The 19,292-nt window shown below is 68.3% G+C and carries 15 protein-coding genes; 8 read left to right on the forward strand and 7 right to left on the reverse strand.

The annotated features are described in order from the left end of the window. Nucleotides 1-8 precede the first annotated feature (8 nt). Genes YS110_08025 through YS110_08035 form a run of 3 tightly spaced genes read right to left on the reverse strand, consistent with a single transcriptional unit; the run spans nt 9 to nt 2,195 of the window. Nucleotides 9-722: an ABC transporter permease subunit gene (locus tag YS110_08025; GenBank protein ID UJB64691.1), complete on the reverse strand. Its 714-nt coding sequence runs from the start codon at nt 720-722 to the stop codon at nt 9-11. Further along, nucleotides 719-1,408 carry an ABC transporter permease subunit gene (locus YS110_08030; GenBank protein ID UJB64692.1) on the reverse strand — a complete coding sequence of 230 codons (690 nt, stop codon included), beginning with the start codon at nt 1,406-1,408 and terminating at the stop codon, nt 719-721. The genes YS110_08025 and YS110_08030 overlap by 4 nt, the downstream gene beginning before the upstream one ends. 25 nt (nt 1,409-1,433) lie before the next feature. Further along, complete coding sequence (locus YS110_08035; GenBank protein ID UJB64693.1) at nt 1,434-2,195, reverse strand: transporter substrate-binding domain-containing protein; 762 nt, start codon at nt 2,193-2,195, stop codon at nt 1,434-1,436. A 225-nt stretch (nt 2,196-2,420) separates the two neighbouring features. Between YS110_08035 and YS110_08040 the strand changes: the two genes are divergently transcribed. The 3 genes from YS110_08040 (at nt 2,421) to YS110_08050 (ending at nt 6,453) form a co-directional block, all read left to right on the forward strand. Next, on the forward strand, nt 2,421-2,936 hold the full coding sequence (locus YS110_08040; protein ID UJB64694.1) for an RNA polymerase sigma factor: 516 nt from the start codon (nt 2,421-2,423) through the stop codon (nt 2,934-2,936). Next, a complete protein-coding gene (locus YS110_08045; protein UJB64695.1) occupies nt 2,933-3,826 on the forward strand; it encodes a FecR domain-containing protein in 894 nt (297 codons plus the stop codon). The genes YS110_08040 and YS110_08045 overlap by 4 nt, the downstream gene beginning before the upstream one ends. A 191-nt stretch (nt 3,827-4,017) precedes the next feature. Next, complete coding sequence (locus YS110_08050; GenBank protein UJB64696.1) at nt 4,018-6,453, forward strand: TonB-dependent siderophore receptor; 2,436 nt, start codon at nt 4,018-4,020, stop codon at nt 6,451-6,453. Between the two features lie 98 nt (nt 6,454-6,551). Here the strand turns inward: YS110_08050 and YS110_08055 are convergent, their stop codons facing one another. Beyond that, nucleotides 6,552-7,541, reverse strand: coding sequence for an Hsp33 family molecular chaperone HslO (locus YS110_08055; GenBank protein UJB64697.1), 990 nt, complete (start codon nt 7,539-7,541; stop codon nt 6,552-6,554). Between the two features lie 11 nt (nt 7,542-7,552). Beyond that, entirely contained in the window at nt 7,553-8,077 is a 525-nt protein-coding gene (locus YS110_08060; protein UJB64698.1) for a gamma carbonic anhydrase family protein, read from the reverse strand. 71 nt (nt 8,078-8,148) lie between these two features. Between YS110_08060 and YS110_08065 the strand changes: the two genes are divergently transcribed. From YS110_08065 to YS110_08075, 3 genes are all read left to right on the forward strand, one after another. After that, a complete protein-coding gene (locus tag YS110_08065; GenBank protein ID UJB64699.1) occupies nt 8,149-8,952 on the forward strand; it encodes a ferritin-like domain-containing protein in 804 nt (267 codons plus the stop codon). An 85-nt stretch (nt 8,953-9,037) separates the two neighbouring features. Next, the gene (locus tag YS110_08070) at nt 9,038-10,297 is read left to right on the forward strand and encodes an HDOD domain-containing protein (GenBank protein UJB64700.1); all 1,260 of its coding nucleotides are present in this window, start codon (nt 9,038-9,040) and stop codon (nt 10,295-10,297) included. Between the two features lie 112 nt (nt 10,298-10,409). After that, nucleotides 10,410-11,690 carry an HDOD domain-containing protein gene (locus tag YS110_08075; protein UJB64701.1) on the forward strand — a complete coding sequence of 427 codons (1,281 nt, stop codon included), beginning with the start codon at nt 10,410-10,412 and terminating at the stop codon, nt 11,688-11,690. 111 nt (nt 11,691-11,801) lie between these two features. On the opposite strand, the gene xerD is transcribed toward YS110_08075, so the two are convergent. Continuing rightward, the gene (gene xerD / locus YS110_08080) at nt 11,802-12,749 is read right to left on the reverse strand and encodes a site-specific tyrosine recombinase XerD (protein UJB64702.1); all 948 of its coding nucleotides are present in this window, start codon (nt 12,747-12,749) and stop codon (nt 11,802-11,804) included. Between the two features lie 355 nt (nt 12,750-13,104). On the opposite strand from xerD, the gene YS110_08085 reads away from it, so the two are divergent. Together YS110_08085 and YS110_08090 are read left to right on the forward strand one after the other, a co-directional pair. Continuing rightward, nucleotides 13,105-15,177: a CocE/NonD family hydrolase gene (locus YS110_08085; GenBank protein ID UJB67399.1), complete on the forward strand. Its 2,073-nt coding sequence runs from the start codon at nt 13,105-13,107 to the stop codon at nt 15,175-15,177. A gap of 34 nt (nt 15,178-15,211) precedes the next feature. Beyond that, nucleotides 15,212-16,117, forward strand: a complete 906-nt coding sequence (locus YS110_08090) for an AEC family transporter (GenBank protein UJB64703.1) — start codon at nt 15,212-15,214, stop codon at nt 16,115-16,117. A gap of 63 nt (nt 16,118-16,180) precedes the next feature. Here YS110_08090 and YS110_08095 read toward each other — a convergent pair whose 3' ends face one another. Next, a complete protein-coding gene (locus tag YS110_08095) occupies nt 16,181-19,216 on the reverse strand; it encodes a diguanylate cyclase (GenBank protein ID UJB64704.1) in 3,036 nt (1,011 codons plus the stop codon). Between the last annotated feature and the right edge of the window lie 76 nt (nt 19,217-19,292).

Genomic DNA, 19,292 nt, shown 5'->3' on the forward strand with positions numbered 1-19,292 from the left:
GCGGGGTGTCAGTGTTTGCGCGGTGCTAGGTAGCCCAGAAAGCGGCGCTCCAGCAGCTTGGAGGCGCCGATCAGCGCGAAGGTGATGCACAGGTAGATCGCCGCGGCGAACAGGTAGGCCTCGAACGGCAGGAAGAAGTCGGCATAGACGCGGCTGGCCGCGCCGGTGAGGTCGAGCAGCGCCGGCACGGTGCTGGCCAGGCTGGAGCTGTGCAGCATCATCACCACCTCGTTGCCGTAGGCCGGCAGCATGCGGCGGATGGCGCTGGGCAGCACGATGCGGCGCATCAGCATCCCGTGGCCCATGCCCATGGCGCGCGCCGCCTCGACCTCGCCCTTGTGGGTCTCGCGGATCGAGCCGGCCAGCGTCTCGGCGGTGTAGGCCGCCGTGTTCAGGCTGAACGACAGCAGCGTGCAGAAGAACGGCTCCTTGAACTGCGTCCAGGGCCACACCGCGTCCCAGCGCGCCTGCACCCATTCGAGCTGGGCCACGCCGTAGTAGATCAGGTACACCTGAATGAGCAGCGGCGTGCCGCGCATGAAGTAGGTGAAGGTCTGCGCCGGCCAGCGCAGCCAGGCGCGCGGGCTCACCAGCGCCAGCGCGCAGGCCAGCGCCAGCACCGCGCCCAGCCCCAGGCTGTAGAGCGTGAGCTGCAGCGTGACCACCAGGCCCTGCCCGTACAGCGCCAGCGTGTCGGGCTCGAAAATCACGCTCCAGTTCATAGCAGTTGCACCTTGTCGGCGCCCAGGCTGTAGCGCTCGCTCAGGCGCCGCAGCGCCCACAGCGACAGCGAGGTATAGACCAGGTACAGCGCGGCGGTGAACAGGAAGAAGGCGAAGGGCTCGCGCACGGCGGCGCTGGACTGCTTGGCCAGGTAGGTCATGTCGTGCAGGCCGATCAGGCTCACCAGCGCCGTGGCCTTGATGAGCACCAGCCAGTTGTTGGTGAAGCTGGGCAGCGCGTAGCGCACCATCTGCGGCAGCGTGATGCGCACGAAGGTCTGCGTCCGCCCCATGCCGAAGGCCCAGGCGGCCTCCATCTGGCCCTTCGGAATGGCCAGGATGGCGCCGCGGAAGGTCTCGGTCATGTAGGCGCCGTAGATGAAGCCGATGGTCAGCACGCCGGCGATGAAGGGGTCGAGGTCGACCCCCTCCTCATAGCCAAAGGCTTCGAGCAGGTTGTTCAGGCCGATGGCGCCGCCGTAGAAGATCAGCAGCATCATCAGCAGCTCGGGAATGCCGCGCACCACCGTGGTGTAGCTGGTGGCCAGCCACACCAGCGGGCGGCGGCCCGAGAGCTTGGCCGCCGCGCCCAGCAGGCCGATGAGCGTGGCCACCGCGAGCGACGCCAGCGACACCGCCACCGTCAGCAGCGAGCCATTCAGGATGGCGAGGTAGTAGTCACGCATCGCGGGTCAGGCACGGCTGCGCGGCTCACTGGCCATACGGATCGAAATCAAAGTATTTCTTGGCGATGTTGGCGTAGGTGCCATTGGCGCGGATGGTGGCAATGGCGTCGTTGAGCTGCTTCTTCAGGTCGCCCTGGCCCTTGCGCAGCGCGATGCCGATGCCTTCGCCGTAGTATTTCTGGTCGTACTGGTCGGCGCCCACGTAGCCGAAGTCCTGGCCTTCGGGCTTGCGCAGGAAGCCGCCATGCACCTCCACCTTGTCGGCCACGGTGCCGTCGAGGCGGCCGGCCTTGATGTCCAGGTAGACCTGGTTCTGCGACTGGTAGGGCACCACGTTCACGCCCGCGGGCTTGAGCTCGCCCAGGGCCCACTTCTCTTGCGTGCTGCCCTTGAGCACGCCTATCTTCATGCCCTTGAGCGAGGCCGGGCCGTCGTACTTCGTGCCCTTCTTCACCACGATGGCGCTGGGCGTCTTGTAGTAGCGGTTGGTGAAGTCCACCACGCGCGCGCGCTCGGGGGTGATCGACATGGAGCTGACGATCACGTCGTACTTCTTGGCCTGCAGGCCGGGGATGATGCTGTCCCACTCCGATTCGACGAACACGCACTTGCGCTGGATCTGCGCGCACAGCGCGTTGGCGATGTCCACGTCGAAGCCGACGATCTCGCCCGTGGCGGTCTTGGACTCAAAGGGTTCGTAGGCAGGGTTCAGGCCCACGCGCAGGTCGGCGGCCAGGGCAGCGCCGGCCAATGTGGTGATGGCCAGGGCAACAAGTGTTTTGCGCATGAAGATATTCCTTATGGGAACGACAAAGGGGGCTATTGTCGCCGCCCCGCAAGAGACCGGAAACAACCCGTCCCGACAAGACCCGGGCACGACGCATGCACAGTTGTTGCTTGTGTGCGACAGAAACAGAGAATGAGAACCAATCTCAAATAAAATCATCAACTCCGCCCTCCCACCCTACGCCCCCGCGTGCCCTCCCTGTTCCTCGGTCCGACCCCACCCCTGATGGCCACGCTCGTGCGCCACTACGAGGAACTCGTCGCCCACGTCTGGCGCGGCCCCGTGGCGCGCTGGTCCGATGCCGCCATGGCCCGCGAGGTGGTGCACGACGTGTGCGCCGAACTCATCGAGCGCCCGCCCGCCCCGCCACGCACGCCGCTGGCCTTCCTGCGCACCGTGTGCACGCGCCGCGCCATCGACCGCTGCCGGATCGAACAGCGCCACGCCCAATGGACCGGCAGCGCCGGGACCCTGCCCGACGTTGCCCTGCCCGACAGCCACGACCCCGCACGCATCCTGGAGGGCCGCCAGCGCCTGGCCCTGCTGGCCGACTGCATCCACGCCCTGCCGCCGCGCCGCCGCGACGTGTTCGTCATGCACCGCATTCACGGCATGGCGCAGCAGGACATCGCGCGGCACCTGGGCATTTCGCTCAAGACGGTGGAAAAACACCTGGCGCTCGGCACCGCCGCCTGCCGTGGCGCAATGGACCAGGCCCTGCACGACCTGGCGGCGCCATGACGCCGCCCCACGCCCGGGCACCCGTACGCCCCGCACCGCGCGGCCAGCGCCGCGCCCCCGAGGCCTGCCACCCGTTCGACGCCGTGCTGCAGGCCGAGCGCGAGGCCCTGCGCGCGCTGTTCCCCCTGCCGCCCGCGCGGGCGCCGCGCGGCACGGGCCGGCAGGCGCTGCGCAACGGCGGCGTGGCCGCCCTCGTGCTGGCCGCCGCCACCGGCGCCCTGCTCTGGGCCGACCCGGCCTGGCGCACCGAGCACCATGCCACCGCCACCGGCGAACGCCGCGACGTGCCGCTGGCCGACGGCAGCACCCTCACCCTGGACACGGCCACCGCGCTCGACGTGGCCTGGCACCTGCGCAGCCGCCGCGTGGCGCTGCGGCAGGGGCAGGCGCGCTTTGCCGTGGCGCCGTCCACCTGGCGCCCGTTCGAGGTGGCCGCCGCCAGCGCGCGCATCCGCGTCGTCGGCACCGTGTTCGACGTGCGCCGCACGCAGGAGCGGGTACAGGTCACGGTGCTGCAAGGGCGCGTGGCGGTGCACGGCCCGGGCGATGCGGGCGCGCCGCAGCTGCTGGCGCCCGGCCAGCGCCTGCGCCTCGAAGGCGGCCGCGCCACCGCCCCCCAGGCCGTGGACGCGGCGCAGGCCGGCGCCTGGCAGCAAGGCCGCCTGGTGTTCGACCGCACGCCGCTGCGCGACGCCCTGGCCGAGGCGCAGCGCTACCGCGGCGGCGCCATCCGCCTGCACGACGACGGGCGCCTGGGCGGCCACGCCGTTTCAGGGGTCTTCGAGACGGCGCGCACCGACCAGATGCTCGACCTGCTGCCGCGCATCGCGCCCGCCCGGGTGCAGCGCCATGCGGACGGCAGCGTGGACATCACGCCCGCCGCACGGTAATTCAGGGGAAAAAGGCCTCCAGCGCCCGCCAGGCAAGCGCTGGCAGCTATGGTTTTTGAGACACCAAGCCCCTTCGCCTCCATCCAGCGGAATTTTTTTGCGCGGCGAGGCAGGGTTTCGCGCGCGCCATTCGACAACTCCTCCTGAACGCCTTTGTTCGTCTTGTTCATACACCCCGAGGAGAAAACCGCATGCCATCCCCCCGCCCGCCGCGCGCCCCGCGCATGGCCCCCATCGCCGCCGCCCTGCTGCTTGCCTGCGCCGCCCACGCGCAGCCGGCGCGGGTGCCGGTGGACATCGCCCCCGCGCCGCTGGACCGCGCCATCGGCACCCTGGCGCGGCAGGCCGGGGTGCAGGTGTTCCTGTCCTCCGAGCTGGCCCAGGGCCGCACGGCACCCGCGCTGCGCGGCGAGTACACCGCGCAGGAGGCGCTGGAGCGCCTCGTGGCCGGCAGCGGCCTGGTGGTGCGCGCACAGGACGGCAAGACCTTCACCGTGGAACGCGCCCCAGCCCACCCGGCCCCGCAGAGCAGCGGCGCCGCCACGCTGGCCGAAGTGAAGGTGGTGGCCGAGGCCGACGCGAGCGGCACCACCGAAGGCTCGGGCAGCTACACCACGCGCGCGGCCAGCACCGCCGCCAAGCTGCCGCTGTCGCTGCGCGAGACGCCGCAGTCCGCCACCGTCATCACGCGCCAGCGCATGGACGACCAGGCCATGGCCAGCATCGTCGACGTGGTCAAGGGCACGCCGGGGCTGTTCCTGAGCAACGCGGACGGCGTGGGCCGCCCCAACATCACGGCGCGCGGCTTCAGCGCCAACGTGATGTACGAGGGTTTCACCAGCGCCTGGAGCAGCTTCACGCCCAGCTCGCAGGCCAACATGGCGCTGTTCGACCGCGTGGAGGTGGTGCGCGGCGCCACCGGGCTGGCGCAGGGCGCGGGCAACCCCTCGGCGGCCATCAACATGGTGCACAAGCGGCCCACGCATGCGTTCCAGGGATCGGTCAGCGCCAGCGCCGGCAGCTGGGACGACTACGGCCTCACGGCCGACCTGGGCGGGCCGCTGAACGCCGCCGGCACGCTGCGCGGCCGCCTGGTGGCGGCAGGACAGGATTCCCGAACCTTCCGCGACGTGGAGCGGCATGACCACGGCCTGCTCTACGGCGTGCTGGAGGCCGACCTGGGCGAGCGCACGCTGCTCACGGCGGGCGCCTACCGCCAGACGGACTTCACCAACCACTTCTGGTACGACCTGCCCATCTCCGGCACCGGCGGGCACCTGAACCTGCCGCGATCGACCTTCGCGGGCAACGACTGGGAGTATGCGAAGAACCGCGTGAGCACCGCCTTCGCCACGCTGGAGCACCAGCTGGGCGGCGACTGGAAACTGCGCCTGGCCACGCTGCAGACCTGGCGCGACCTGGACCTGCTGGGCACCGCCACCTACCGCGCCTCGGCCGACGACACCAGCAACCAGTTCTACCAGTCGGTCTGGGGCGGCAAGTACGCCTACCGGCACGAGAACTACGACGTGTCGGCCGCCGGCCCCTTCGAGTTGCTGGGCCGCAAGCACCAGGCCGTGGCGGGCGCCACGCGCCAGGTGCTGGACAGCACCACCTACAACCGCACCTGGTCGCCCGCGCGCATCAACGGCATCGACATCTTCACGCACGACCCGCGCGCCACGCCCCAGCCCGTGGGCACCTTCACCACCACCGGCAACAACGTGACCACGCAAGACAGCGTGTACGCCGCCACCCACCTGCACCTGGCCGAACGCTGGAAGCTGCTGCTGGGCGCGCGCCTGGACTGGTACGAGTACGAGAACCACAGCGGCTCGGGCAGCTACAAGGTCAACCGCAACGCGACACGCTACGCCGGGCTGACGTACGACATCGACCGCCAGCACACGGCCTACGCGAGCTACACCGACATCTTCAACCCGCAGACGGCCAAGGGCATCGACGGCAACATCCTCAAGCCCATCGTGGGCGAGAACTACGAGGTGGGCGTCAAGGGCGAATACTTCGGCGGCGCGCTGAACGCCAGCCTGGCCTACTTCCAGATCGACCAGACCAACCGCGCGCGCACGCTGGACGACCAGAGCGCCTGCCCGACGTACCCCGAGACGTCGTGCTCCGAGGCCTCGGGCCTGGTGCGCACCAAGGGCGTGGACCTGGAGCTGCAAGGCGCCGTGACGCCGCGCTGGCAGGTCGGCCTGGGCTACACCTATGCCGACACGCGCTACGTGCGCGACGCCAACCCGGCCAACGCCGGGCGGCGCTTCACCACCAGCACCAACCCGCAGAACATGCTCAAGCTGTCCACGCTGTACCGCTTCGACGGCGCATGGCAGCGCTGGCGCGCGGGCGCCAGCGTCTACTGGCAAAGCCGCCTGTACAGCGAGGGCACCACGGCGGGCCTGGCCTGGCGCAACCAGCAAAGCGCCTACGCGGTGGCGGACGTGATCCTCGGCTACCAGCCCGCGCCGCGGTGGGACATCCAGCTCAACGTGACCAACCTGTTCGACAAGGTGTACTACCGCGCCGTCGGCTATTCCACGCAGTGGGGCACCGACGTGTACGGCGAGCCGCGCAAGCTCAAGCTGACGGCCAAGTACAGCTTCTGACGGCGCTCATCCATTGATAGCTGCCAGCGCTTGCCACGCAAGCGCTGGAGGCCGATTTGGTTTGTATTACCGCGGGTATTGCCCGGCGCCGCGCCGGGCTACTGCACCGTCTTCGCCCCGGGCGCCAGCTCGGCCGGGCCGGTGAAGATCTGCGCTGCGTCCACCGCGTCGAAGTGGTACTGCTGGCCGCAGAACTCGCACCCGACCTCGACCGTCTCGCGCTCGGCCAGGATGCTCTCGACCTCTTCCGCGCCCAGGCTGCGCAGCATGTTGCGCACGCGCTCGCGCGAGCAGGTGCAGGCAAAGCGGGGCCCGGCCGCGCCCTGCTGGGGCGCGAAATGCAGCAGCTTCTCCTCCCAGAACAGGCGGCGCAGGATGGTATCCACGTCCAGCGTGAGCAGCTCCTCGCGCGTGAGGCTGGCGGCCAGGTGCGCGATGCGGTTGTAGTCTTCGTTGTGGCCGTTCTGGTCGGCCCCCGCGCCCGGGCCGGCGGCGCCCGCCAAGTTGGCCTCGCCCTGCAGCGGCATGCGCTGGACCATCAGCCCCGCGGCCACCTGGTCGTTGGCGGCCAGCACCAGGATGGTGTCGAGCTGCTCGGACTGCAGCATGTAGAACGTGAGCGCCTGCGACAGGCTCTGGAACTTGTCCCCCGCCGCGCCCTGCAGCGGCACCACCCCCTGGTAGGGCTGCTGGCCGGGCTGGCGCTCCTTCGGATCGAGCGTGATGGCGCAGCGCCCCGCGCCGCCGGCATTCACCATCTCGGGCAGGCGCGCCTGCGCCGGCACCTCGCCCTGCACCGAGGCGGTGGCGCGCAGGCCCAGGTCGGACTGCACCTCGGCCACCGCGAGCTTGACCGGCCCGTCGCCATGCACCTGCATCACCAGGGCGCCGTTGAACTTGATGTTGGACTGCATCAGCACCCCGGCGGCCAGCATCTCGCCCAGCAGCTCGCGCACGGGTGGCGCGTAGGCGCCGGTTTCGCTGTTGCTGGCGCGCCGGCGCTGGACCTCGGCCCAGGCGTCGGTCAGGCGCACGATGGAGCCGCGCACGGGCATGCCATCGAACAAAAACTTGTGCAGTTCAGACATCCAATTCCACATCAATCCAGTTTGCGCAGCCCGGCCCGGAAGCGCCGCGCGTTGTCCACATAGTGCCGCGCGCTCAGGCGCAGCCCCTCGATCTGCTCGGGCGTGAGCTGGCGCACCGCCTTGGCCGGGCTGCCCAGGATCATCGACCCGTCGGGGAACTCCTTGCCCTCGGTCACCAGCGCGCCCGCGCCCACCAGGCAGTTCTTGCCGATGCGCGCGCCGTTGAGCACGACGGCGCCGATGCCGATGAGCGACTCGTCGCCAATCGTGCAGCCATGCAGCATGACCTGGTGGCCCACGGTGACGCGCTCGCCGATCATCAGCGGCTTGCCGAAGTCGGCGTGCAGCACGCTCGCGTCCTGCACATTGCTGCCCGCGCCGATGGCGATGCTCTCGGTATCGCCGCGCACCACGGTGCCGAACCAGACGCTGGCGTCCTCGCCCAGCGTCACATTGCCCATGACCTGGGCGCTGTCGGCCACCCAGGCCGTCGCGTGCACCTGCGGGGCCACGCCATCGAGTTCATAGATCGCCATCGCCGTCTTGTCTCCTTCGTGCCTTGCGTCGCGTTTGTGTCGCTCTTCTCGCAAAACCTACAATTGTAGGGATGGAGCTTCGCCAATGCGCATTGCAGGCCTTGTGCCTGCCAGACCCTGAAGAAAAAGCCGCTGCAGCGCTTGCCCTGCATGCGCAAGCAGCTACTGTTTCAATAGCGCCGCAAGCGCCGCCCCCGCCCCTGGACGGGAGCCTGCTGCCAGGCCGCCCGCCGCGCCCGGAACTGCGCCACCACACCGCCGTGGCGCGCCGCTCGCCGGCCACGCTGGAAGGCCGGGCCATCCTGGTCCACGCCATCGCGCACATCGAATTCAACGCCATGAACCTGGCGCTCGACGCCGTGTGGCGCTTCGACGGCATGCCGCGCGCGTTCCACCTCGACTGGCTGCAGGTGGCCGCCGAGGAGGCCCGGCACTTTCGCCTGCTGCGCACCCACCTGCAGGGCATGGGCTGGGACTATGGCGATTTTCCAGCCCACCAGGGCCTGTGGGCCATGTGCGAGAAGACGGCGCACGACATCGTGGCGCGCATGGCCCTGGTGCCGCGCACGCTGGAAGCGCGCGGCCTGGACGCCACGCCGCAGATCCAGGCCAAGCTGCGCCAGGTGGGCACGCCCGACGCGCTGGCGGCGGTGGACATCCTGGACACCATCCTGCGCGAGGAAATCGGCCACGTGGCCATCGGCAACCACTGGTACCGCTGGCTGTGCGCGCGCGAGGGGCTGGAGCCCGAGGCCCACTACCCCGTGCTGGCGCAGCGCTACGAGGCGCCGCGCCCCAAGCCGCCGCTGAACGACAGCGCGCGCCGGGCCGCCGGTTTCAGCGAGACCGAGATGCGCTGGCTGGCCCAGATGTAACCGGGCGCAAGCCCAGGCTCTGGACAACCCTGGTTCCTTCCTACAATCGACCATCGCCACTGGCCCCGAAATCCGTTCGTCCTCCATGTCCCAAGCTCCCGCCCCCACCGCTGCCGCAGGCAGTGCGCAATCCGCCATTTCCATGATCGCCCGCCAGGCCATCGTGAACGGGCAGCATGTGGTGATCGGCTACGAGCTGTTCAACCGCTCGCGCAGCGTCTCGGGGCACACGGCGGCCTCCGACGTGATCCTGGTGTTCACCGCGCTGTCGCACGCGGGCACCGAGGAGCTGGTGGGCAAGAAGCTCATCTTCGTCAACTGCACGCACGAGAGCCTGGCTGGCGGCCACCTGGAGCTGCTCGACCCGGACAAGGTGGTGCTGGAAATTCCCCCGCTGGGCCACGCCGCCAAGGACGAGGTGGCCGCGCGCCTGCCCATCCTGACCGGGCTGCGCGAGCGCGGCTTCCACCTGGCGTTCAACCACACCGTGCTCGAATCGGCCTACGCCGCCTGGCTGCCGCTGGCCGACTACATCAAGCTCGACCTGTCAGTGCTGGCGCCGGACCAGGTGGCCGTGCTCATCAGCTACGCAGGCCGCCACTCGCGCGCCGAACTCATCGCAGAAAAGGTGGAGACCGCGCAGCAGTACGACATGGTCTCCACCATGGGCGTGCAGCTGTTCCAGGGCTACTGGTTCGCGCGCCCGGCGCTGGTGCAGGCCAAGCTGCTGTCGCCGGGCCAGGCCAGCATCGTGCAGCTCATCAACCTGGTGCGCCAGCAGGCCAGCACCGACGCCATCGAGGAAGTGCTGAAAAAGGACGCCGGCCTGGCCTTCAACCTCATGCGCCTGATCAATTCGGCCGGCTTCGGCCTCACGCGCGAGATCACCTCGTTCCGCCAGGCCGTGATGCTCATGGGGCTGAAGAAGCTGTTCCGCTGGGCCGCGCTGCTGCTCACCGCCTCGCGCACCGGTGGCGTGCCCTCCTCGGTGGGCCAGACCGCCGTGGTGCGCGGGCGCCTGATGGAGCTGCTGGCCGCCGATTGCATGCCGCCCGAGGAGGCCGACCAGGCCTTCGTGACCGGCATCTTCTCGCTGCTCGACGTCATGCTGGGCATGCCCATGGAGTCGGCGCTCGGCCTGCTGTCGGTGCCCGAGCCCGTGGCCAACGCGCTGCTGCACCATGCCGGCCCGCTGGGCGAGCTGCTGTCGCTGGCGCAGGCCTGCGAAAGCAGCAACGACGCGCTGTTCGACCGCGCTGCGGCCTCGCTGCAGCTGAGCAGCCAGCAGATCAACATGGCCCACCTGCAGGCCCTGGCCTGGGCCGACCACGTCACCGAAGCGTGAATGCCCATGGCGCGTCCCGCGCACCGGGCACAATCGTTAACCAAGGTGCCCGCAGCCCCGCTGGCAGCCCGCCTAGAATCCCTGCAGCTTTGCCACCCATCCGATAGCGCCCATGTCGAGTAACCCAGACACCGCAGCCACGATGCCCGCCGAGAGCGCTGAAGAGCAGGGCAACGTTGCCATCATCGCGCGCCAGGCCATCGTCGACGAACGCCGTGCCGTGTTCGGCTACGAGCTGTTCGACCGCTCCACGGCCCACGACGCGCACACCGCCGCCAGCGATGCGGCGCTGCTGTTCAACGCCCTGTCCTACGCCGACACCGAGACCCTGGTGGGGCGCAAGATCGTCTTCATCAACTGCACGCACGACAGCCTGGCAGGCGGCCACCTGGAGCTGATCCACCCTGAAAAAGTGGTGCTCGAAATACCCACGCTGCACGACAAGGCCACGGCCGAGGACATCGCCAGCCGCCTGCCGACCTTCGAGGCCCTGCGCCAGCGCGGCTTCCGCCTGGCCCTCGACCAGCGCGCGCTGATGCCCCCGTACGTGAGCTGGCTGCAGCACGCCGCCTTCATCAAGCTGGACATGGCGGCCTTCCGGCCCGAGCTGTGCGGCCCCCTGGTCAAGCACGTACGCCTGCACGCACCCAAGGCGCAGATCGTGGCCGAGAAGGTCGAGACGGCCGAGCAGCACGAGCGCATGTCGCTGCTGGGCGTGAAGCTGTTCCAGGGCTACTGGTTCGCCAAGCCGTCGATCGTCAAGGCGCAAACCATCCGGCCCTCGCAGGCCACCATCATCCAGCTCATCAACCTGGTGCGCAAGCAGGCCACCACGGCGGAGATCGAGGACCTGCTCAAGAAGGACCCGACGCTGTCATTCAACCTGCTGCGCTTCATCAACTCGTCAGGCTTCGGCCTCTCGTGCGAGATCACCTCGTTCCGCCACGCGGTGATGATCCTGGGGCTGAAGAAGCTGTTCCGCTGGGCCGCGCTGCTGCTCACCACCTCGCGCAAGGACGGCTCGCCGCCCGCCGTCGGCCAGACCGCCGTGGTGCGCGGGCGCCTGATGGAGCTGCTGGCGGCCGAGCTGCTGCCGCCCGAGGAATGCGACAACGCCTTCGTCGTCGGCGTGTTCTCCATGCTCGACACCATGCTGGGCGTGCCCATCGAGCGCGCGCTCGAATCGGTGGCCCTGCCCGAATCGGTGATCGAGGCGCTGCTGCACAACAAGGGCGTCTTCGCCCCCTTCCTGGAGCTGACCCGCGCCTGCGAGAGCGGCGACGACGCGGCATTCGCCCGCACGGCCGATGCCCTGCACCTGTCGAACCACCAGATCAACATGGCGCACATGAACGCGCTGATCTGGGCCGAAAGCCTGAACGCCGAGGAATAGCCGTCAGGTGCCGCACGCGGCACCTGCATACGCTATCGAATAGAGAGCTGCCCACGCTTCATGGACGGGCGCCAGAAGCCAATTCGATGCCAGCACTTCACCAGCACTTCATCACCCGCGCGGATGGTGCTGCGCGTGCAGCGCCTTGAGCCGCTCGCGCGCCACGTGGGTGTAGATGGTGGTGGTGGAGATGTCCGCATGCCCCAGCAGCAGTTGCACCACGCGCAGGTCGGCGCCATGGTTCAGCAGGTGCGTGGCGAAAGCGTGGCGCAGCGTGTGCGGCGACAGCGGCACGGTGATGCCCGCGAGCTGCGCCTGCTTCTTCACGATGACCCAGAACATCACGCGCGTCATGCCCGCGCCGCGCTGGGTCACGAACAGGTCGTCGCTCTGCTGCCCGCCGAGGATGGCGCCGCGCGCCTCGGCCAGGTAGCGCTGCAGCCAGGCGCGCGCCTCCTCGCCGAACGGCACCAGGCGTTCCTTGCCGCCCTTGCCCATGACGCGCAGCACGCCTTCGGCCATGCCGAGGTGGAAGGTCTTGAGCGTGACCAGTTCGCTCACGCGCAGGCCGCTGGCATACATCAGCTCCAGCATGGTGCGGTCGCGCAGGCCGAGCGGCTGCGCCACGTCGGGTGCGGCCAGCAGCGCCTCGACCTGGGCCTGTGACAGCGTCTTGGGCACGCGCAGCGGCTGGCGCGCGGCCTGCAGGCGCACCGTGGGGTCCTGCGCCATGAGGTGCTCGCGCAGCGCCCAGCGGAAAAAGCGCTTGAACACCGTGAGCCGCCGGTTGGCCGTGGTGGCGCGGGTCTGGCCATGGCGGTGTGCGAAGTAGGCGCTCAGGTCGGCCTCGCCCGCCTGCAGCAGTCCCCGGCCCTGCGGCGCCAGCCAGCGTGCAAACGCGCGCAGGTCGCTGCGGTAGGCCTGCAGGGTGTTGCGCGACAGCCCTTCCTCGAGCCACAGCGCGTCGGCGAAGGCGTCGATGCTGGCATCGCTAGCGTCCGGCGGTACAGGCGGTGCAGGCAGCACAGACGGACAGGGTTCGGGGCGGGTGTGGTGCATACGGCACGGGTCCGGCCCGCCAGGCCCATCCTGGCGGCCTGCCCGACACAGGTCAAAACCTGGCATTCTGCCCTGCTGGCCTTGCCCGGCCCAGCAAACGGGAATCTCTTATTCACCATGAATCAGCGGTGGGATTTTCAAGAAAATCCCACCTGCTGGCCGGAGAAAATCCGCAGTGCGAACCGATGCGCCCGACTGGGACACCCGGGATTCCCCCCGCCGGCTTGCCAGGAACCGCCGCCACGGCCATGATGAAAGGTTATTGCGTGTGAACGCTGCCGCCACCTGGCTACGGTTCCTCCGTCAGTCGGGATTCACACATTCAAGCAACAAAAAAATCATCCGGAGAAAAACGATGAGATGGAGCGCAACCGCCATGAGAAAACTGACAGCCTGCTTCTTGCTGGCATGCGGCTTGATCGGCTGCTCCGGCGATACCAAGGTGCCAGAAGAAGCCCGGCATTATGCTTTTTCAATGGAGAACGGCACGCTTGAAATGAAAGATGGCGTGCATCTGGCCGTCACATACTATCGCCCTTCCGCCAGAACGCCTGGCGAGACCTTCCCGGTGATCATGGAGATGCTGCCCTATCGTAAGGATGATTTCTTTGCGCTGGGAGACTACGAATATGGTGCCTACTTCGCCAAGCGTGGTTATGTCGTTGCCAGGGTGGACGTTCGCGGCACAGGCGCAAGCGAAGGGAGCATTCCCGTCAGCGAATATTCCGAAGCAGAGATTTCCGATGCCGAGGAGCTGATCGCACAGCTATCCCAAAAGAGCTGGTCCAATGGCAAGGTGGGAATGTACGGTCTTTCATGGAGCGCCTTCAATTCGCTGATGACGGCCCACAGGAAACCGCCTGCGCTCAAGGCCATTATCGCGGCGCATGGTTCGACGGATCTTTTCTACAACGACGTGCACTACATTGACGGCGCATTGCACATAGATTCCTATGCGCATCAAATCGACACCGACAATGCCATGCCGCAAAGCCCGGACTACCGCATTGATGAAAATTACTTCAAGAACAGGTTCGACAAGGAGCCCTGGCTATTCACCTGGCTGCGCCAGCAACAGGATGGAGAATTCTGGCGCAAGGAGTCCGTCAAATTCAAAGCGCCCCTGGAGGTTCCCGCCTATTTGATCGGCGGTCTGCTCGATGGCTACCGCGATTTCGTCATGGAAGTCAGCCATACCGCCAAGGCGCCCGTGATTGCGGAAATCGGGCCATGGAACCATGCATGGCCAGAATACGGCGTGCCCGGCCCCAATTACGAGTGGCGGCAAAAGGCGCTGCGCTGGTGGGATTATTGGCTCAAAGGCGTGGACAATGGCCTCCTGAATGAGCCGCGCTGGACGACCTTCATGCGCACCGGGCACGCGCCCGCCACCGATCTGGCCACCGTTCCTGGTTTTTGGCGCTGCCACAAGCAGTGGCCATTGGACGGCAGCAGCACCCAGCGCCTCTATCCGCACGCTGCGCAAAAACTAGGCGATACCCCTTCATCGCAGGAAAATACCGAAAGCCTGCGCTACCGTGCTGGCGCCGGGATGGCTGCAGGCGGCTGGTGGGGCGAGCAAACGGGCGACATGGCAGCGGACGATGCCCACAGCCTGGTCTACGACTCGGCCCCGTTGACCGAGGCCATCGACATCATGGGCATGCCGCAAGTGCGCTTGCGCGTGGCGGCGGATGCCCCCTTCTACCAATGGACGGTACGCCTGGAGGACGTCGCCCCGGATGGCAAGGTGTCGCTGGTCAGTGGTGCGGCCATCAATCCTTCCCAGCGCTTCTCACGGCTTGCGCCCACAGCGCTGGTACCAGGTGAGCCGACCACGCTGGCCACTTCGATCCACTTCACCACGTGGCGCTTCCAGCCGGGCCACCGCATCCGCCTGGCCGTCGCCAATGCGCAATTTCCCATGATCTGGCCCAGCCCCACGCCAGGCACCACGCATCTTTTGCTGGGCGAGAACACATGGCTCGAGTTACCGAAAGTCCCTGTGGCAAACGCAACCGATCCGGCCTGCACACTGCCCCCGCCAGAGCCCAGCGATGTCGCGCCTTTTGGCAGGGAGCTGGAAAAGCACAACCCGGTTTTCAACAGCGTTCGTGATGAAAAAAACGGCGATTCGACATTCACGACAGCCAGTGACATTACCTGGCTCATTCGCGAAAACAAATACCAATCGAGTGAGTCGTACCGTTGGAGCGTGAATGACGCCACGCCTGCCAACGCCCAATACCATGGCGAACGCAGAAACGTATTCAACATTGCGGGTAATGAAATAGACCTTGCCACCACGGCGATGATTGCATCGGATACTGCCTATTTCCACGTCACTTTCACCAAAACCTTGCGGCAAAACGGCAGCCTGGTCAGGGAAAAGACATGGACAGACCACATTCCGCGCGCATACCAGTGAGGGAGGTCCCGCGTTCTTGCGCTACGCTCGCCCGGTGAACTATGCACAGCTGCTTTTCCCGGACTTCTCGCTGATTCTCGGCGGCTACCTCATCTGCCGCTTCACGGCGCTCAACCGCGCGGTCTGGCAGCCCGTCGAGGGGCTGGTGTACTACCTGCTGTTCCCGGTGCTGCTGTTCCAGTCCATCGTCAGGAACCCCATCAACGTGCACGAGGCCTCGGGCCTGATGGCCGCCGGGCTGCTGCTGTGCCTGGGGGGCATCGCCCTGGCCTACGCGCTGCCGCGCCTGCCCGGCATCGGGCGGCATATGCCCGCACGTGAGCATGCCGGCGCGGCGCAGGTGGCGTTCCGCTTCAACTCGTTCATGGGGCTGGCGCTGGCCGAGCGCGTGGCGGGCAGCCAGGGGCTGCAGATGATCGCCGTGCTCATCGGGGTGTGCGTGCCGCTGCTCAACGTGGCCGCCGTCTGGCCCATGGCGCGCCAGGGGGAGCACCACTTCCTGCGCGAGCTGCTGCGCAACCCGCTCATCATCGCCACCGTGTCGGGCCTGGCGGCGAACCTGCTGGGCCTGGCCATTCCCGGCTGGATGGCGCCTACCGTCTCGCGCATCGGCAATGCCGCGCTGGTGCTGGGCCTGATGGCCGCCGGCGCGGGCATGCAGTGGGGCCACCTGCAGCACAACCGCCTGCTGTCGGTGCTGCTGCTGGGCATACGCCACCTGCTGCTGCCGCTGCTGGCCTGGGCCGTGGCGCGCCTGCTGGGACTGGACGCCACGCAGACCACCGTGCTGCTGGCCTTCTCCGCGCTGCCCACCGCGTCGAGCTGCTACGTGCTCGCGGCGCGCATGGGCTACAACGGCCCGTATGTGGCGGGCCTGGTCACGCTCTCCACGCTGCTGGCCCTGGCCAGCCTGCCGTTCGCGCTGGGGCTGCCGCGCTAGCTTTTCAAGCGAAAACCGGCTCAAACCCTTGCTGGGAAAGCGCAAGCAGCTATCAAAAATGTATCAAGCATGGGTGGCTTCGGGCAAATCCTCGGTCCACACGGTGGACTGGTTGCGCCCGTTGCGCTTCGAGGCGTACAGGGCGGCGTCGGCCCGCGCCAGGCACTCCTGCGCCGAGACGTCGCCGCGCAGCATCGCGTACACCCCGAGGCTGATGGTGCAGCGGATGTCTCCGGCCTTGTCCACCGGCACCGCGCACGCGGCCACCGCCTCGCGCAGGCGCTCGGCGCGCCGGTAGCCGGCCGCGCCATCGGCGTCCGACAGCAGCACGGCGAATTCCTCGCCCCCGAGCCGCCCCACCATGTCGCCCTTGCGCAGGGCCTGGGTGATGACGGTGGCCAGGTGCTTGAGCACGGCATCGCCGGCGGAGTGGCCGTAGGTGTCGTTGACGCGCTTGAAGTGGTCGATGTCCAGCATGAGCAGGGCGGATGACGCCACCGCGCCCGCGCGCAGGCGGCCGATCTCGCCGTCCAGCCGCGCCATGAAGGCGCGGCGGTTGGGCACGCCCGTCAGTCCATCGGTCAGCGCCATGCTCTCCAGCAACGATTCACGCTGCCTGCGCTCGGTCACGTCATGCAGCACCCAGCACTGGCCGAGGTGGCGTGCGCCGTCGCGCAGGGTGATTTTCTCGACCTCCAGGCAACGGCCATCGGGCAGCGACTGCAGCCGCTTGCCCACCGCGGATTCGCTGTGCGCCACCCAGGCGCCGCCGCCCGCAGCGTCCGTCAGCGGGGCCAGGCGGTCGGTCAATGCGGCGACGGGCATGCCCACCAGGGACGCGGGCGGGCCTTGCAGCCCCAGCACCGCCACCAGCATGCGATTGACGGCCAGCACCTGCCCGCCGGCAGCGTCGGTCACCAGGATGCCGGCCGGAAAATGCTCGATGAGCGCCTCGAGCCTGCGCTGCGCCTCGCCCAGGGCAGCCTCGGCGCGGTGGCGCGCGTCGGTGTCCATCAGCGTCCAGATGACGTCACTGGCGGGGTCCTCGGGGTCCAGCAGCGAGCCCAGCATGTCAAACCAGTGCCCCTCGCCCTCGCGCGTGCGCAAAGGCCACTCGGTGCGCACCGTGCCGTACTGCTTGAGCGCTTCGTAAAAGCTGCCGAAGCGCGCAAAGCTCTCGTCGTCCGTGTGGATCTCGCGGAACGAGCGCGCTTCGGATTGCACCCCGGTCTCGATGCCGAACACCTGCGCCGCGCGCTCGTTGGCGTACAGGATCTCGCGCCGCGAATTGGCCATGGCAATCAAGGCGCCGCTGCGGTCGAGCAAAACCTTGATCAACCGGGACTGCTCCACCCGCTGCTGGATGTCGGTATGGGTGCCCAGCATGCGCAAGGGCGCGCCCTGCGTCCCGCGCTGCGTGACCTCCCCGCGCGACTCCACCCACAGCCAGCGGCCATCGGCCGTCGCCAGGCGCATCTCCACCCGGAAGTCGGCGCCCTCCTCGACGTGGCGCTGCAGCTGCGCCTGGACGCGCGCCCTGTCCGCCGGATGCACCCGGTCCAGGAACGCGTCGAAGGTGAGCGCGAACGCCCGGTGCGCGAAGCCCAGCATCTGGTAGCAGCGTGCGTCCCACTCCACGTGGCCCGAGGGCCAGTGCCACTGCCACAGCCCGTCGCCCACCGCCCCCACGGTCAGGCGCAGCCGTTCCTCGTTCAGGCGCGTGGCCTCCTGCATGGCCTGGTCCCGGGTGATGTCGTGGAGGTAGCCGTGCCACACCAGGGCGCCGTCCTCATCCGGCTGCGGCCGGGCCTGGCCATGCAGCCAGCGCACCTCGCCAGCGGGCGTGCAAATGCGGTACTTCTGCTCCCAGGCCACGCCCGCGCGCACGCTCGCCTGCACCGCGTCCCGCACGCGCTGCCGGTCCTCGGGGTGGACGCAGTGCATGAAGTCCACCTCGAACCCGGCCCGCGCCTTGGCAGGCACGCCGTGTACTTCAAAGAAACCGGGACTGGCATAAGGCACCATGAACCTGCCGTCGGAGGCCATGCGCACCTGGAACAGTCCCCCGGGCACCTCCTGCGCCAGGCGCGCGAAGCGGCGCTTCTGCCGGATGCGCAGCCAATCGCTGCGCTGGCGCTGCAGCGCCAGCCAGACCGTCAGCAACGACCCCAGGACGATGCACGCCGAGCCCACGGCGTTGCGCTCCACGCCGCGCGCAATGGCTTCCTCCGCCGAGGCGAATGCCGTGCCGCGCTCCAGCCCGGTGCTGACGATGACGGGATACCCCTCCACCCGGCGCCAGGCATACAGCCGGGCCACGCCATCCACCGTGGCCACCGTCTCGTAGGTTCCCTGCCTTTGGCCCGGCCCGAACAGCTGCACCCGTTCGGGCGGAACGAACTGCCCCAGCACCGCGTCCTGCCCTTGCGAGCGCGCCAGGTAGGCGCCATCCTCGCGCACCAGCACCACGACGTCGTCGGTGTGCTCGAACAGCGTGTGGAAGTAGCGTCCGATGTAATCCGGGGAAACGGAAAGCACCAGAACGCCGATGAACCGGCCATCGCGGTACAGCCCCCGGCTGAGCTGGATGGTCCACTCCTGCGATACGCGCCCCCGCACCGGCCGGCCGACGAACAGGCCCTGCGCCTGCTGGCGCGCATGGACCTGGAAGTGCTCGCGGTCGCGGATCGACACGCCGGCCAGCGGCTTGCCGTGGCGCTCCAGGCTGGAAAACACCATCCGGCCCTCGGCATCGGCCACGGCGATCTGCACGAACGTGCCCTGGGGATAGGCGTCGAGCGACGATTGCACCGCGCGCTGAAAGTTGCCGCCGAGCCCCTCGGCATACTCCCCTGCCAGCTGGCGCGAGGTGTAGTCGAGCCCGGAAAACAGCGTCTGCACCTGCACCGAGATGGCCTGGGCCATCTGCTCCACGCGCAGCCAGGTCTGCTGCGCCGCGTAGCGCCGCTGGGCTTCGTGGCTGTCCAGCAGGACGGCCCAGTACCCCGCCAGCGCCAGCCAGACGCACAGCACGCCCAGCACCACCGCGATGGTTGCCTGGGTCCAGCGTCCAAACAATGACCGGAACGTGCGCCACATATCTTTATTCTCCCCCTCTCAACAGCCAGCGAAGCGGGCACACGCGGTCTTCATTCACGCGATGGCGCACGGCCGG

It is taken from the genome of Acidovorax sp. YS12 (assembly GCA_021496925.1).
Taxonomy (GTDB): Bacteria; Pseudomonadota; Gammaproteobacteria; order Burkholderiales; family Burkholderiaceae_C; genus Paenacidovorax.

Excerpts from the sequence above, each read along its gene's own strand:
- YS110_08025 (UJB64691.1), bottom strand. The coding sequence starts at position 722 with ATGAACTGGAGCGTGATTTTCGAGCCCGACACGCTGGCGCTGTACGGG.
- YS110_08030 (UJB64692.1), bottom strand. The coding sequence starts at position 1,408 with ATGCGTGACTACTACCTCGCCATCCTGAATGGCTCGCTGCTGACGGTG.
- YS110_08035 (UJB64693.1), bottom strand. The coding sequence starts at position 2,195 with ATGCGCAAAACACTTGTTGCCCTGGCCATCACCACATTGGCCGGCGCT.
- YS110_08040 (UJB64694.1), top strand. The coding sequence starts at position 2,421 with ATGGCCACGCTCGTGCGCCACTACGAGGAACTCGTCGCCCACGTCTGG.
- YS110_08045 (UJB64695.1), top strand. The coding sequence starts at position 2,933 with ATGACGCCGCCCCACGCCCGGGCACCCGTACGCCCCGCACCGCGCGGC.
- YS110_08050 (UJB64696.1), top strand. The coding sequence starts at position 4,018 with ATGCCATCCCCCCGCCCGCCGCGCGCCCCGCGCATGGCCCCCATCGCC.
- YS110_08055 (UJB64697.1), bottom strand. The coding sequence starts at position 7,541 with ATGTCTGAACTGCACAAGTTTTTGTTCGATGGCATGCCCGTGCGCGGC.
- YS110_08060 (UJB64698.1), bottom strand. The coding sequence starts at position 8,077 with ATGGCGATCTATGAACTCGATGGCGTGGCCCCGCAGGTGCACGCGACG.
- YS110_08065 (UJB64699.1), top strand. The coding sequence starts at position 8,149 with ATGGAGCTTCGCCAATGCGCATTGCAGGCCTTGTGCCTGCCAGACCCT.
- YS110_08070 (UJB64700.1), top strand. The coding sequence starts at position 9,038 with ATGTCCCAAGCTCCCGCCCCCACCGCTGCCGCAGGCAGTGCGCAATCC.
- YS110_08075 (UJB64701.1), top strand. The coding sequence starts at position 10,410 with ATGTCGAGTAACCCAGACACCGCAGCCACGATGCCCGCCGAGAGCGCT.
- xerD (UJB64702.1), bottom strand. The coding sequence starts at position 12,749 with ATGCACCACACCCGCCCCGAACCCTGTCCGTCTGTGCTGCCTGCACCG.
- YS110_08085 (UJB67399.1), top strand. The coding sequence starts at position 13,105 with ATGAGATGGAGCGCAACCGCCATGAGAAAACTGACAGCCTGCTTCTTG.
- YS110_08095 (UJB64704.1), bottom strand. The coding sequence starts at position 19,216 with ATGTGGCGCACGTTCCGGTCATTGTTTGGACGCTGGACCCAGGCAACC.